Origin of the sequence: Algibacter sp. AS12, assembly GCF_046736315.1 — a bacterium.
In the GTDB taxonomy this organism is placed as follows: Bacteria; Bacteroidota; Bacteroidia; order Flavobacteriales; family Flavobacteriaceae; genus Algibacter_B; species Algibacter_B amylolyticus.
In genome coordinates, this window is sequence record NZ_CP151841.1 from 1,849,048 (window position 1) to 1,863,573 (window position 14,526).

Consider the following 14,526-nt stretch of genomic DNA (forward strand, 5'->3'; position numbering starts at 1 on the left):
AATGTTTATTTAGTTACTACTTGAATGGTCTCTTGAGTTATTTGTTTTAATAAAATAGTTTTACCTGTTTCTATTTGTTGTACTGCAGATTGGGTGTAATGCCGTATGGTATAAAGTGATACGTTTGTATGATTTGTTATTTTAAATTTAGATTTTAAATGATGCAAAAGGGCATCAAGATTGTTGTAAATATCATCCACGCAAACTGAAAAGCTTATTGCTGAATTTTGAATAACATCTACCTTCATCTTATATTGATGTAAAAGACTGAAAATTTCGCTAATGTTTTCTTCAACTATATATGAAAAATCTAAAGAAGAAAGTGAAATTAATACTTGGTTTTTTTTCACTATAAAGCAAGGCATCATAGGTTCTAACGTTTCGTTTTTACCTATTTGAGTACCCATAGCTTCTGGGTTTAAAAAAGACTTTACAAATAAATGAATTTCTTTACCTTGAAGTGGTTGCAATGTTTTAGGATGAATCACAGAAGCACCATAAAACGCCAATTCTATGGCCTCGCGATACGATATTTTATTTAAAAGCTGTGCGTGTTCAAAATAACGTGGGTCTGCGTTTAAAACACCAGGAACATCTTTCCAAATGGTTACGCTACTAGCATTTAAACAATAGGCATAAATGGCGGCGGTATAATCGCTACCTTCTCGACCTAATGTGGTTGTAAAATTGTTGTTATCGCTTCCTAAAAAACCTTGAGTTATGTTTAAAATTGATGTGTTAAAACTAGAGGTTATAAGTTTTTGGGTGGCTTTCCAATTTACATTGGCGCGCCTGTAATAGTTATCTGTTTTAATTTGGCTTCTTACATCTATCCAATTGTTTTTTATATTAATTGTATTTAAGTATTCGCTAATTATAGTGGTAGATAAAAGCTCACCATAACCAATAATTTGGTCGTAAACATAATTGTAATCTGGCGATTTGTTACTTTTTAAAAAGCTATTAAGTTCATCAAATAAATCGTTTATTTTTTTAAAAACAAAATGATTTACATTGTCAAACAGGTCTAATAAAATGGCATTATGATAGTTTTTAACATCTTGAAGCGAACTTTGTAATTCGGTTTTATTATCAAAGTAATTTTTAATGACAAGCTCTAATGCATTGGTGGTTTTTCCCATAGCAGAAACAACTACAAGTGTGTTTTTATAGCCTACTTTTTTTAGCACTATAGCTAAGTTTTTTACGCCATTAGCGTCTTTTACCGAAGCGCCACCAAATTTAAATACTTGCATGTTATAAGTTTGCTATATAATTTTTAATTCCTGCTTCACTTAATTGAACAACATCCCAATCTCGCAAAACTGTTGCGCCCTTTTTCTCATAAAAATCAATGGCAGGTTCGTTCCAATCTATAACCTCCCAATTAATGCGTTTTACGCCTAAATCGTGACCATATTTAACAACCGTATCTAAAAGTGCGGTGCCTAAACCAGATCCTCGCATAGCTTTGCTAACAATCAAATCTTCTAGGTGAATAATTTTACCTTTCCAGGTAGAGTAGCGGTTATATATTAAAGCTATACCTTCAATTTTAGAGTTAACCTCGGCTACAAAGCAATGAAATGCTGGTTTATCGCCAAAACCATCCTTTTGTAAGTCTTCAATGGTTACTTCTACGGCATCTGGTTCTTTTTCAAAAATGGCTAATTCCGTAATTAATTGATGTACCTGTGGCATGTCGCCTGCCTTTGCGTTTCTAATTTTAAATTCCATGATGTATTGTTAATGTGTCAAATATAGTTTAAAGTTGCTCATTTAAAAGTATATATCTGTAGCGAAAACGTTGTAGTTTATTAAAATTTTTAGATATTTGTTTAAACTAAAAAACAACTTCATGTCGCACAAAAAACAAACCTTAGGAGAATTTATAATAGAAAATCAGTCGTCTTTTAAATATTCTTCAGGTGAATTATCAAGTCTTTTAAACTCAATTCGATTAGCCGCTAAAGTTGTAAACCATGAAGTTAATAAGGCAGGTTTAGTTGATATTATTGGTGCAGCGGGCGATACTAATATTCAAGGTGAAGACCAGCAAAAACTGGATGTTTATGCTAACGAAAAGTTTATACAAACTTTAACTAAAAGAAATATTGTTTGTGGTATTGCAAGTGAAGAGGAAGACGATTTTATTTCTATTAATAGTCAGGATGAAAATCATCAAAACAAATATATAGTGCTAATTGATCCTTTAGATGGATCTTCTAATATTGATGTTAATGTTTCGGTTGGGACGATTTTTTCTATTTATAGACGTGTTACTCCTGTTGGAACAGAAGTAACCTTAGATGATTTTCTGCAAAAAGGAAGCCGACAAGTAGCAGCTGGTTATGTGGTTTATGGAACATCTACCATGATTGTTTATACTACAGGAGATGGCGTTAATGGGTTTACATTAAACCCTGCAATTGGTTCCTTTTATTTATCGCACCCAAACATGGAGTTTCCGGAAGATGGCACTATTTATTCGGTTAATGAAGGAAACTATATTCATTTTCCTCAAGGTATAAAAAATTATATAAAGTATTGCCAACAAGAAGAGGATGACCGACCTTATACATCAAGATATATTGGGTCTTTGGTAAGTGATTTTCACCGAAATATGATTAAAGGTGGTATTTATTTGTACCCACAAAGTTCTAAAAACCCCCAAGGGAAGTTACGTTTACTTTACGAATGTAACCCTATGGCGTTTTTAGCAGAACAAGCTAATGGGAAATCTAGTGATGGGTTTACAAGAACTATGGATGTTGAACCAACTGAATTACACCAACGTGTTCCTTTTATTTGCGGTAGTAAAAATATGGTTGAAAAAGCTGAAGAGTTTATGCGTAATGCTGAAAAAAGATAATACATCAATTTACTTTTAGGATTAAGATTACAACAGATACAGTGAATAAAAAAAATGCGAACCATAAGGTTCGCATTTTTTGTTATTAGAGTTGAGTAATGAGGTAGCTAATGATTTATAATTAAGCGTTTGGTTACTTTGACATTCTCACCTTCAAAACGCAATACATAAACGCCGTTGCTTATTTTGGAAGTATCAAATCTTGTGGTATTGTTTTTATGATTAAAGCTTTTAATTAGTCTGCCATTTAAATCGGTTATAGATACCACCCCAGAAGTTTTAGACTTAATATTTAGTTCGTTTTTAGTTGGATTGGGGTAAATTTTAAGTTCTGATTTGGCTGTATCTTTAATAGATAGCGACGAGCAACTCGGGTAAGTGCGTCTATCTCTGCTGGCACTTAACCACGAACCAAAAAACCAAGTTTGGTTAGTCATCTCGGTAGGGAAACCATCGCTATTGTTAGTTTGCAAAACCCGGTTGTCATTTTCAAAAGTACTGCCGTTCCATTTTGTTTTTAAGGTTTCAATTAAGAAGTCGTTACTATCGTAGGTGAAATGTCTTATTCTATCATTCTCCCAGGTAGAGGAGTTCCAATGATCCGCTTTTTTAGAGGTCAATAAATTTCCGGTGTACGTATAAGTTTCTCTTGTATCCCTTACCCAATTGCTATTATGGTCATATATGGTTACAACATTAAAAGTATCGTTTGGGTTATAGGTGTATTCGGTTTTTGTATTATTCATCCAAACCATATTTGTTTCATCCCAAGTTTGAGTTATATTTTCTGTAAGTAAATTTGAAGTATTATAGGTGTTTAGTTCTCTATTGGATTGCTCCCAGGTATTATTAAGCCAATCGTAATTTATATATTGTGTTAGGTTAGTTCCTGTGTAAATAAACTCTGTTTTTAACTGATCTTCCCAAGTACTTGTATCTTCATTCCAAAGCTGGTTTATAGATTCTACAGGTAAATCGTTAGCGTTGTAAGTTAATGTAAGGTAAGAAGCGTTTTCAAGCATTCCAGAGCCTCCGTAATCAATAAATTCAGATAAGCCTTCGGTTGCTAAGCACGAACCATTAAAAGTGAATGTAGTTCGAGAAGCTAAAACCCATTTAGTGCCATCCCAAATATCATTCTCCCAAACTTCGGGTACATGTATTAAGTTTGTTTCTGTTTGCGAGTAACTTTTAGTAATTATCAATGCTAGTAATAAAAGGAAAGTATGCTTCATTTGGTTGGGTTTAAAAGGTTATGCTTTATTTTAGGATGTCAATCTAGTTTAAAAAGGCCACGTAAATTTTTGGTAGAATCTTTAGTTTTAGTAGTAGTTTGTTGTTTTGTGCTTATTTTAGGAGTAGTTTTATTTGGCACTGTATTAGTGTCTGTTCTTGAACCTCTTGCTACTGTTCTTCTTCGTTGCGTTACATCAATAGGTGCTTTTTCAGTTTTTTCGGCTGCCACTTCGGGTTGCTCAGATTTTTCTAGTATGGCATTCGATTTGAAAGCATATCCCTTACTTTTTCTGTAAACTATGGCTTTTAATAATTCTACAGAAGGGTTAATAGCTTTAGAATTTATAGCATTGTAAATAGCGATAGCTTCGCTGTATTTTTTCTGCTCTTCATAAATTAGCGCAAGTAATAGGCTTTCATGGGTTGTTAGTGTGCCTTCATTATTTAAAGGGTTTTCTTCAATACTTTTTTTAACATCGCGTTCGGCATTGTTTAAATCGCCGATGTAATAGAAATACTGACCCCGATTAAAGTAGCTGCTGTAATGTGGCACCATGGCAACTGTTTCATTAAGTTTGTCAATTTTAGAAGAGTCAATTTCTCTTGCTCGAAAATTTTGTAAAACCTTTTGTTTTTTGCTTTCAATAATATCAATGTAAGCATCACAAACATAAACAAGATCATATTTGAATTTTTGGTTTAAATCACGTCTTACTTGTTGCCCCGCTATAAATTTTTTTGTTTTGTCTTCTTCTTTAATTTGTGCATCTATAATAGCTGCATAGGTAGTCATGTGTTTAGTAAAACAAGCATTATAAATTTTATCGGGTAGTTGTTGGGTGTTTTCTTGCGCTTCAATACATGCACAGATATCCGCTTTATAGTTGCTTTCGTAATTTTGAGAATAACTATTTAAGCCCCAAAGGAGCATCACTAAAAATATAAACTGTTTCATACCGCTGCATTTTATTATTCCTCTTCTTTAGTTCCAACTACCATCTGCTTTACATAAAGTGCACAGTATTTTAATGCTTTTTTTGATTTGTTTAAATTTAAGGTAGCACGTCCTTTATTTACAAACGAGGCTCCACTATTACCAATGTCGTCTATAACATCTGGTAAAACTTGGAACAATTCATCGATGTCGTTTTGGGCACTCTCCAAGAGTTGCGCTTCCAAATCGGAAGGAATTTCAATGCCAACTTGTGTTAAGCTATCGTGCACATAGACTTTGTGATATAAATTATAGGTTAGATCTACAAATTTATCTGCACTTTCTATTTTAGAAGGTCGCTTAGGTTTTAACTGTCTTTTGTTTTGAGAAAAACTTTGTAATGGCATAGTAAAAACTAGGCACAACAAAACAAGCAAAAATGTACTGTTGAGGGATTTCATGATTGTAAGTAATTAATTAATAGCATTATAAAGATACATTTTAAAGCTGAAAAAGACTAGGTTAAATTATTATTTGTAGGTTTTTTGTTATTAATCGTTGAGGATTATAAAAATTTAATGAAGATTATTCTTTCTCTTATTCGTATTTTTAAATCTTAAACCAACCTAACAAAATTCTATGCACTTAATTCATGCGCTACTCAAGAAGAGTTTCTGTTGTTTTGTTTTTATGATGAGTGCCGTTTTATTCTCTCAAGAGCAAAAAGAACTAGATTCTCTTATAATTCAATTAGAAAAACAAACGGAAAAAGATTCTATACGAGCACAACTACTAGTTACAACATCAAATAAATTTGTTCGTAAAGATCTTGCGAAGTCCTATGAGTTAGTTGAAGAAGCGTTTAATATTTCTAAGGCAATAAAATGGAATAAAGGTTTGGTATTGGCTTTAAGACAAATGGGAGTTGTTTATTATAGGCAAGGGAATATTGTAAAAGCAACAGAGCAATGGTATAAGGCTTTAGAAATTTTAAAAACCATTGAAAATAGTGAGCTTTTAGAATCTAGTATTTATAATAATTTGGCTAATATTTATTCTGATTCTGGAGAGTTTGAAAAGGCCTTAACGTATTACAATAAGCTGTTGTTTTTTTCTGAAAAACTGAATAATAAATCCTCGCAAATTATAGCATTAACCAATATAGGCACGCTTTTAACTGAAAGAGAAACATCAATAAATAATGGAATTGTTAGCTTAGAAAAAGCCTTAGCATTAGCCAGAGAAGTAGGTAATGACAGGTATGAGTTGAGTATTCTGTTAAATATTGGGTTAGCCTATAAAAGAAAAAAAGATTACCAAAAGGCTGAGTTTTATTATCTGAAAGTTCAAGAATTAGCGCAGGAAAGTAACGATACGTATGTACAGGTTTTGGTGTTTAATAACTTGAGCAATATTAGCATTTTAAAACCTGATTATGCTCAAGGAGAAATTTATGCTAATAAAACATTAAACCTAGCAAAGGAAATTGGGGCTGTGGAGTGGGAAGCTTACGCTTGGGAAAATCTTTCTAATATTTATGAATCTAGAAACCAAAACAAAAAGGCTTTAACCTATTATAAAAACCACATTAAGCTTATTGATAGTTTTAACGCCATGCAAAATAAAGAAGAATTGGCTAGTTTAGAAGCAAAACACAAGTATAATTTAGAAAAGCAACTTTTAAATACTGCACACGAAAAAAAACAACTTTTAGCCGAAGAAGAGATTAACAGACAAAAACTTATTAAAAACACAACAATACTAGTAGGATTCATTGTTTTAATAGCTTCAATTATTGGGGTAACGTTATTTAGAAGAAAGCAATTAGCGGTTGCTAAAGCAAAAGAAATTGAACTTAAAAATAAGGTGACAGATACCGAACTAAAGGTGTTAAGAGCACAAATGAATCCGCATTTTATATTTAACTCTCTAAACTCTATTAACAGTTATATTGTAAAGAATGATACAGAATCTGCAACTAACTACCTCACTAAATTTTCTAAATTGGTTAGAAAAACCTTAGAAAGCTCAACCGAAAAAGAAGTTTTATTAAAGGATGATATTGAAATTTTAAAAAACTATCTTGATATTGAGAATAAACGCCTTAATAATAGTTTTACCTATTCTATAAAGGTTGATGATGCTATTGATGCTGGGAATACGCTAATACCACCATTAATTTTTCAGCCTTTTTTAGAGAATAGCATTTGGCATGGTATTGCACAAATGGAACGATCTGGACATATTAGTGTTGAGTTTAAAAAAGAAAATAATGTACTATTTTGTATTGTAGATGATAATGGTGTGGGTAGAAAACAAGCTATTAAAGTAGCTAAGGAAAACACCTCTTTAGGTATAAATTTAACCAAAAATAGAATAGATATTATTAACGCACAGAATAAAACTAAAGGAAGCCTTCGTATTATTGATAAAGCGCAAGGTGTAAGAGTTGAAGTTAAACTGCCTTTAAAACTTGCTTTTTAATTATGATAAAAACCATAATAATTGATGACGAGCAACATTGTACAGATGCTGTTTTAAAACTAACCTCAAGTTATCCCGATGTTTTTAATGTTTTGGGTACGTTTAATACCGTTGAAGCAGGAATAGAAGGTACTACATCTTTACAACCAGAATTAGTGTTCTTGGATGTTATGATTGGCAATCAAACCGGGTTCGATTATTTAAAACAAATTGAGTATATAAATTTTAATATCGTTTTTACAACGGCTTTTGAAACATATGCAGTGGAAGCGTTTCGTTTTAGTGCCTTAGATTATTTGTTAAAACCTATTGATAAAGATGATTTTCATGCCACGGTTTTAAAACTTAAAAAAGTGGAGGAAACATCGCATTTAAAGAACAAAATTGAAGTGCTTTTTCATAATTTGAAAGTAAAAAACGCTTTAAAAAGAATTAGTATAGCAACACCAGATGGCTATGTGTTTGTTGAGGTTTCAGATATTTTGTACTGTAATGCCGATATTAATTACACCCATATTTACACCAAACAAGGCGATAAAATAACAACTTCAAAAACTTTAAAAACTTTTGATAAACTACTAAGTAATAATCATTTTTTTAGGGTGCATAACTCGTATTTAGTGAACTTAAATTATGTTACTAAATACACCAAAGGTAAAGGTGGCTATGTTACTATGAAGGATAATAAAAATATAGACGTTTCAATACGTCGTAAAGAGGAATTTATACAACGGTTTATAAAAATATCATGACAAAAAAAATGCGAACTGAAAAGTTCGCATTTTTTAATTAAAATATTATGGATATTACATAGCAATTAAATCGCCAGTAACATCTTTAGAAGGTAAATTAGATTTACCCATTAAATATAAATCTACTTGTCTAGCAGCTTCTCTACCTTCAGAAATAGCCCAAACAATTAATGATTGTCCGCGACGCATATCGCCAGCAGCAAATATATTTGGAATGTTTGTTTGGTACTTTCCGTATTCTGCTTTATAGTTAGAGCGCGCATCTTTATTAATGCCTAATTTATCAGCAAGCGTGCTTTCAGGACCTGTAAAACCAAGTGCTAGTAAAGCTAAATCACATGGCCAAGTTTTTTCAGTACCTTCAATTTCTATTAATTGAGGACGTTGACCCGGAACCATTTTCCATTCTACGTTAACCGTTTTTAAAGCTGTTAGTTTTCCGCTTTCATCTTTAACGAATTCTTTAGTGTTTATTAGCCAGTTACGCTCAACACCCTCTTTGTGAGACGATGATGTTTTTAACTGTAAAGGCCAAAAAGGCCAAGGTGTAGTTGGCGAGCGGTGTCCTGGTGGCTTTGGCATAATTTCGAAATTAACTACCGATTTTGCACCATGACGGTTTGATGTTCCTATGCAATCTGATCCCGTATCACCACCACCAATAACAATTACGTTTTTATCTGTTGCTAATACTTGATCTTTAACTTCTTTTCCAAATACAACTTTAGTTTGTTGTGTTAAGAAATCCATAGCTTGTACAACACCATCAGCATCAATACCAGGTGTTGGTAAACTTCTTCTTTCTGTTGCACCACCACAAAGTACTATCGAATCGAATGCTTTTAAATCTTTAACATCGTAATTAACACCAACATTTACATTGGTTTTAAAAGTAATGCCTTCAGCTTCTAAAATTTTTATACGACGATCGATAATTCCTTTTTCTAATTTAAAGTTAGGAATACCGTAACGTAATAAACCTCCAACTTCATCATCACGCTCAAAAATAGTTACGGTGTGGCCAGCTCTATTTAATTGTTGTGCAGCAGCTAAACCAGCGGGTCCAGAACCTACAACAGCAATGGTTTTACCAGTTCTTGTTTTTGGAGGCTGAGGTTTAATCCAACCTTCTTTAAAGGCGCGTTCAACAATATTTTTTTCAATATTTTCAATAGATACAGGGTCTTCAATAATACCTAATACACATGATTGCTCACATGGCGCAGGGCATAAACGACCTGTAAATTCAGGAAAGTTGTTTGTTGAGTGTAGTAGCCATGACGCTTTTTGCCATTCTCCTTGATGAACCATGTGGTTAAAATCAGGGATTAAGTTTCCTAATGGACAACCACTATGGCAAAACGGAATACCGCAATCCATACAACGCGATCCTTGTTTTGTTATTTCTACTTCAGAAAGAGGTTGGGTAAATTCTTTATAATCCTTTACACGATCTTCTACAGGCTTGTAGCTCTCATCTTGTCTTTCAAATTCTTTAAATCCAGTTACTTTTCCCATGACACTATGCTGTTGTTAATTCTTCTACCATTGGTTCTTCTGTCTCTAAACGTTTTAATGCACGTTTGTATTCTATTGGCATCACTTTTACAAAATTACCAAGACTAGTATCCCAGTCTGCTAATAATGTTTTAGCAAGATTACTATCCGTATAAAGTGCGTGTTTTTCAATAGTTTGTTTTAATTCGTTTGCATCTTCACTTGTAATATCTTCAAACTCTATAGTTTCAGTATTACATAATCCGTTTACAAATTTATTATTAGGGTCGTATACATAAGCAATACCACCACTCATACCTGCCGCAAAGTTTCTTCCTGTTTTACCAAGAACAATTACTTTACCACCTGTCATATACTCACAACAATGGTCTCCTACACCTTCAACAACTGTTGTTGCTCCAGAGTTTCTTACTGCAAAACGTTCGCCTGCAATACCATTTATGTAAGCCTCTCCAGCCACGGCACCAAATAAACATACATTACCAACAATGATGTTGTTTTCGGCTATAAAATCTGCTTTTGCAGGCTTTTTAACAATTAGTTTAGCTCCAGATAATCCTTTACCTAAATAATCGTTTGTGTTACCTTCTAATGTGAATGATAAACCGTGTGCTCCAAATGCTCCGAAACTTTGTCCTGCAGATCCTGTAAAGTTAATATTCAAGGTGTCTTCAGGTAAGCCTAAGTGTCCGTATATTTTAGAAATTTCGTTACTTACAATAGCACCAACCGTACGATTTATGTTATTTATAGGATATTCTAGGGTCATTTTCTCCTTACGGTATAAAGCTCTATGAGAATCCTTAAGTATTGTAAAGTCTAATACGCTTTCTAGGTTATGATCTTGTCCTTCTGTATTTCTTACAGGAAGGTCGTTGTAAGCTGATGGTCTGTGAAGTATACTAGATAAGTCTAAACCTTTTGCTTTATAATGCTTAATAGCTTTATTCGCGTTAATTTTATTGGTTTGACCAACCATTTCTGCTAACGTTCTAAACCCTAGTTGAGCCATAATACCTCTTAATTCTTCAGCAATGTAGTAGAAGAAGTTAATAACGTGTTCTGGTGTTCCTTTAAAGTTTTTACGTAACTCTTTATCTTGAGTTGCAATACCTACAGGGCAAGTATTTAAATGACACTTACGCATCATAATACATCCTGAAGCTACTAAAGGTGCAGTTGCAAAACCAAATTCTTCAGCTCCTAATAATGCTGCAATGGCAACATCGCGACCTGTTTTTAATTGGCCATCACATTCTACAACAATTCTACTTCTTAAGTTGTTTAATACTAAAGTCTGTTGTGCTTCAGATAAACCGAGTTCCCAAGGTAAACCTGCATGTTTTAATGATGTTAAAGGAGATGCTCCTGTTCCGCCATCATAACCAGAAATTAATACCACATCGGCTTTAGCTTTTGCTACACCGGCTGCGATTGTACCTACACCAACTTCCGATACTAATTTTACATTAATTCTAGCTTCGCGATTTGCATTTTTTAAATCGTAAATTAATTGTGCTAAATCTTCAATAGAATAAATATCATGATGTGGTGGTGGCGAAATTAACCCTACAAAAGGTGTTGAGTTACGTGCCGAGGCAATCCAAGGTAAAACCTTTTCTCCAGGTAGTTGCCCGCCTTCACCAGGTTTAGCTCCTTGAGCCATTTTAATTTGAATTTCTTTGGCGCTAGATAGGTAATGTGATGTTACCCCAAAACGACCTGATGCTACTTGTTTAATAGCAGAGTTACGGCTATCGCCATTTATATCTTTTTGAAAACGTTTTCTGTCTTCTCCACCTTCACCAGAATTAGATTTTCCTCCAATTCTATTCATAGCTATGGCTAAATTCTCATGTGCTTCACGAGAAATAGATCCATAAGACATGGCTCCGGTTTTAAACTTCTTAACAATTTCTGTCCATGGCTCTACTTCTTCTAAAGGAATAGGGTCTAGGTTATCAAACTCAAATAAACCACGAATGGTCATTAAGTTTTCAGATTGTTCGTTTATAGCTTTTGCATAAACATCATAACTTGCTTGATCACTTAATCTAACAGCTTGTTGAAGTTTTGCTACAGTTGTTGGGTTAAATAAGTGGCGCTCACCATTACGTCTCCATCTGTAATCGCCACCAATATTTAAACCTAGGTTTTTATCGATAGCATTATCTGGATACGCTTGTTTATAGCGTTGGTCAATTTCTTTTTCAATTTCATATAAACCAATTCCTTCTATTCTAGAAGCTGTGTAAGGGAAATATTTTTCAACGAATTGAGAATTGAATCCAACAATTTCGAAAATTTGAGAACCTCTATACGAGTGTAGTGTAGAGATACCAATTTTGTTCATTACTTTTAAAATACCTTTTCCAATAGCTTTATTGAAATTATCAACCGCTTTTTGCTCGTCCATACCAGTAATGAAGCCTTCTTTAACTTGCATTCTGATAATTTCGTTAACCATATAAGGGTTTATCGCACTAGCGCCATAACCAAATAAAGTTGCAAAATGATGTGGCTCACGTGGTTCTGCAGATTCAATAATAATATCGAAATAAGAACGCTTACGTAAACGATTCAGTTGGTGATTTACAAATGAACACGCCAATAGAGCAGGAATAGGTGCTAATTCTTGATTTACACCTCTATCTGAAAGAATAATAATATTTGTTTTTCTCTCTAAAGCTTTTTCAATTTGAATGATTACATCATCAAGCGCATTTTCTAAACCATTCATACCCTCAATTTTTGGGTATAGCATTTGAATAGTTTCGGTTTGGAAACCATCAATATCAATAGTTCTTATTTTTTCTAAATCGCCGTTTGAAATAACTGGATTCTGAATTCTTAGTTTACGACATTGTCTTTCAGTAATACTAAAAATGTTTCTGTCTTTACCTAGATTTAAGCTAATATCTGTAACAATTTCTTCACGAATACCATCTAAAGGTGGGTTTGTAACCTGCGCGAATAATTGTTTAAAGTAGTTTGAAATTAATTGTGGTCTGTCTGAAAGTACCGCTAATGGCGTATCAATTCCCATTGATCCTAAAGCTTCTTTTCCAACAATTGCCATTGGCGTAATTACCTCTTGAATATCTTCAAAAGTATAATTGAATAAACGCTGGCGTGTTTTAATATCAATAGTTTCAATTGGACAAGTTTCGCTAGTATAAGGCACGTCTTTTAAATGTAAACGTGTTTTATCTAACCACTCTTTATATGGTCTTTCTGAAACTATTTTGCTTTTTATTTCTTCATCTTCAATAATACGACCATCGTTCATGTCCACTAAGAACATTTTTCCTGGCTCTAATCTACCATGTTCTTTAACATCTTCTGGAGCAACTTCTACAACTCCAATTTCTGATGACATGATTAGTTTTCCGCTTTTAGTAACGGTATATCTTGAAGGTCTTAAACCGTTACGGTCTAATAAAGCACCTATGTAATCGCCATCTGTAAATGGTACCGATGCTGGTCCATCCCAGGGCTCCATAATACAAGCATTGTACTCGTAAAATGCTTTACGCTCTGCAGACATTGTAGCGTGTTTTTCCCAAGCTTCAGGAATCATCATCATCATAATTTCTGGTAATGATCGTCCTGTGTGGGTTAATAATTCTACCACCATATCCATAGAAGCAGAATCTGATTTTCCTGGTAAAATTATTGGGAATAATTTATCTATTTGCGGTCCAAAAACATCACTTTTCATGATTTCTTCACGAACACGCATTCTACTTACGTTACCACGAAGGGTGTTAATCTCTCCATTTTGACACATGTGACGAAATGGTTGAGCCAATTCCCAGGTAGGCATTGTATTTGTAGAGAAACGTTGGTGTACTAAGGCCAAACGTGTAACTAAATCTATTTGTTGTAAATCGGTATAATATGGCCCAATATCCTCAGGCATTATAATACCTTTATATATTATTGTTGTTGTTGATAAACTAGGCACATAAAAGTAACCACTTTCAGAAGTTTTAGAGTTTCTAATAGTGTGTTCAGTTATTTTTCTAGCAGCGTATAATTTAGCTTTAAAAGTGGCCTCATCAATAGCATCAGTTTTACCAATAAATAGTTGTTCTATATTAGGCTCCGATGCTAATGCAATTGGTCCTAATTGTGTAGAATCTACAGGTACTTTACGCCATCCTAAAATGGAAAGTCCTTGCGCTTCAACTTCCTTCTCAAAAGTCGTTTTACAATAAACATATTGGTTGTCTACCTTGGGTAAAAACACCATACCAACGGCATACTCTCTTTGCGCTGGAATTTCGAAATCACAAACGCGTTTAAAATAGTCGTGTGGGATATCAATTAGCAGTCCAGCACCATCACCAGTTTTCCCATCTGCACTTACACCACCACGGTGCTCTAATTTTACAAGAATTTCTAAGGCGTCATGAATGATTTGATTTGTTCTCTCTCCTTTTAGATTACAAATAAAACCTGCGCCACAGTTTTCGTGTTCAAATTCTGGTAAATAAAGTCCTTGCTTCTTAATCATAGTCAACAATAAATTAATTTAAAAACTTGAGTTGAGAAGCTAAGATACGTTCTACAATTTGAAATACAATAGAGACCATTTATTATTTCGATTTTAGAAGCCATTGGGAGATAAAAATAATTATATAACAATATTACTCCGCTTTTTTAATGAATATTCAAACTGCGAAATATTGTCATTATATACGTATATCTGAATTTTTGATAATGAT

General features: G+C 33.5%; 10 protein-coding genes. 3 read left to right on the plus strand and 7 right to left on the minus strand.

All coding sequences use genetic code 11. The features are described from left to right. Positions 1 to 5: 5 nt before the first annotated feature. A complete protein-coding gene (locus tag AAFN75_RS07635) occupies positions 6 to 1,256 on the minus strand; it encodes an aspartate kinase (RefSeq protein ID WP_411809000.1) in 1,251 nt (416 codons plus the stop codon). 1 nt (position 1,257) lies between these two features. After that, positions 1,258 to 1,737, minus strand: a complete 480-nt coding sequence (locus tag AAFN75_RS07640) for an N-acetyltransferase family protein (protein ID WP_411809001.1) — start codon at positions 1,735 to 1,737, stop codon at positions 1,258 to 1,260. Positions 1,738 to 1,858: 121 nt separating this feature from the next. Here AAFN75_RS07640 and fbp point away from each other — a divergent pair, with 121 nt between their 5' ends. Beyond that, on the plus strand, positions 1,859 to 2,872 hold the full coding sequence (gene fbp, locus AAFN75_RS07645) for a class 1 fructose-bisphosphatase (protein WP_144114980.1): 1,014 nt from the start codon (positions 1,859 to 1,861) through the stop codon (positions 2,870 to 2,872). A 107-nt stretch (positions 2,873 to 2,979) separates the two neighbouring features. On the opposite strand, the gene AAFN75_RS07650 is transcribed toward fbp, so the two are convergent. The 3 genes from AAFN75_RS07650 to AAFN75_RS07660 are packed head-to-tail and all read right to left on the minus strand — an operon-like array spanning position 2,980 to position 5,449. Continuing rightward, entirely contained in the window at positions 2,980 to 4,107 is a 1,128-nt protein-coding gene (locus AAFN75_RS07650; RefSeq protein WP_411809002.1) for a T9SS type A sorting domain-containing protein, read from the minus strand. A 38-nt stretch (positions 4,108 to 4,145) separates the two neighbouring features. Beyond that, positions 4,146 to 5,063 (minus strand): tetratricopeptide repeat protein, encoded by a 918-nt coding sequence (locus tag AAFN75_RS07655; RefSeq protein ID WP_411809003.1) that lies wholly within the window; start codon positions 5,061 to 5,063, stop codon positions 4,146 to 4,148. 14 nt (positions 5,064 to 5,077) lie between these two features. Further along, positions 5,078 to 5,449 carry a hypothetical protein gene (locus tag AAFN75_RS07660; RefSeq protein ID WP_411809004.1) on the minus strand — a complete coding sequence of 124 codons (372 nt, stop codon included), beginning with the start codon at positions 5,447 to 5,449 and terminating at the stop codon, positions 5,078 to 5,080. Between the two features lie 232 nt (positions 5,450 to 5,681). Here AAFN75_RS07660 and AAFN75_RS07665 point away from each other — a divergent pair, with 232 nt between their 5' ends. Together AAFN75_RS07665 and AAFN75_RS07670 are read left to right on the plus strand one after the other, a co-directional pair. Further along, complete coding sequence (locus tag AAFN75_RS07665; RefSeq protein WP_411809005.1) at positions 5,682 to 7,526, plus strand: tetratricopeptide repeat protein; 1,845 nt, start codon at positions 5,682 to 5,684, stop codon at positions 7,524 to 7,526. A gap of 2 nt (positions 7,527 to 7,528) precedes the next feature. After that, positions 7,529 to 8,278: a LytR/AlgR family response regulator transcription factor gene (locus tag AAFN75_RS07670; protein ID WP_411809006.1), complete on the plus strand. Its 750-nt coding sequence runs from the start codon at positions 7,529 to 7,531 to the stop codon at positions 8,276 to 8,278. A gap of 54 nt (positions 8,279 to 8,332) precedes the next feature. Here AAFN75_RS07670 and AAFN75_RS07675 read toward each other — a convergent pair whose 3' ends face one another. Both AAFN75_RS07675 and gltB read right to left on the minus strand, forming a co-directional pair. Then, complete coding sequence (locus AAFN75_RS07675) at positions 8,333 to 9,796, minus strand: glutamate synthase subunit beta (protein ID WP_411809007.1); 1,464 nt, start codon at positions 9,794 to 9,796, stop codon at positions 8,333 to 8,335. 4 nt (positions 9,797 to 9,800) lie between these two features. Further along, positions 9,801 to 14,315 (minus strand): glutamate synthase large subunit, encoded by a 4,515-nt coding sequence (gene gltB / locus AAFN75_RS07680; RefSeq protein ID WP_411809008.1) that lies wholly within the window; start codon positions 14,313 to 14,315, stop codon positions 9,801 to 9,803. Positions 14,316 to 14,526: the final 211 nt, after the last annotated feature.

Excerpts from the sequence above, each read along its gene's own strand:
- AAFN75_RS07635 (WP_411809000.1), bottom strand. The coding sequence starts at position 1,256 with ATGCAAGTATTTAAATTTGGTGGCGCTTCGGTAAAAGACGCTAATGGC.
- AAFN75_RS07640 (WP_411809001.1), bottom strand. The coding sequence starts at position 1,737 with ATGGAATTTAAAATTAGAAACGCAAAGGCAGGCGACATGCCACAGGTA.
- fbp (WP_144114980.1), top strand. The coding sequence starts at position 1,859 with ATGTCGCACAAAAAACAAACCTTAGGAGAATTTATAATAGAAAATCAG.
- AAFN75_RS07650 (WP_411809002.1), bottom strand. The coding sequence starts at position 4,107 with ATGAAGCATACTTTCCTTTTATTACTAGCATTGATAATTACTAAAAGT.
- AAFN75_RS07655 (WP_411809003.1), bottom strand. The coding sequence starts at position 5,063 with ATGAAACAGTTTATATTTTTAGTGATGCTCCTTTGGGGCTTAAATAGT.
- AAFN75_RS07660 (WP_411809004.1), bottom strand. The coding sequence starts at position 5,449 with ATGCCATTACAAAGTTTTTCTCAAAACAAAAGACAGTTAAAACCTAAG.
- AAFN75_RS07665 (WP_411809005.1), top strand. The coding sequence starts at position 5,682 with ATGCACTTAATTCATGCGCTACTCAAGAAGAGTTTCTGTTGTTTTGTT.
- AAFN75_RS07670 (WP_411809006.1), top strand. The coding sequence starts at position 7,529 with ATGATAAAAACCATAATAATTGATGACGAGCAACATTGTACAGATGCT.
- AAFN75_RS07675 (WP_411809007.1), bottom strand. The coding sequence starts at position 9,796 with ATGGGAAAAGTAACTGGATTTAAAGAATTTGAAAGACAAGATGAGAGC.
- gltB (WP_411809008.1), bottom strand. The coding sequence starts at position 14,315 with ATGATTAAGAAGCAAGGACTTTATTTACCAGAATTTGAACACGAAAAC.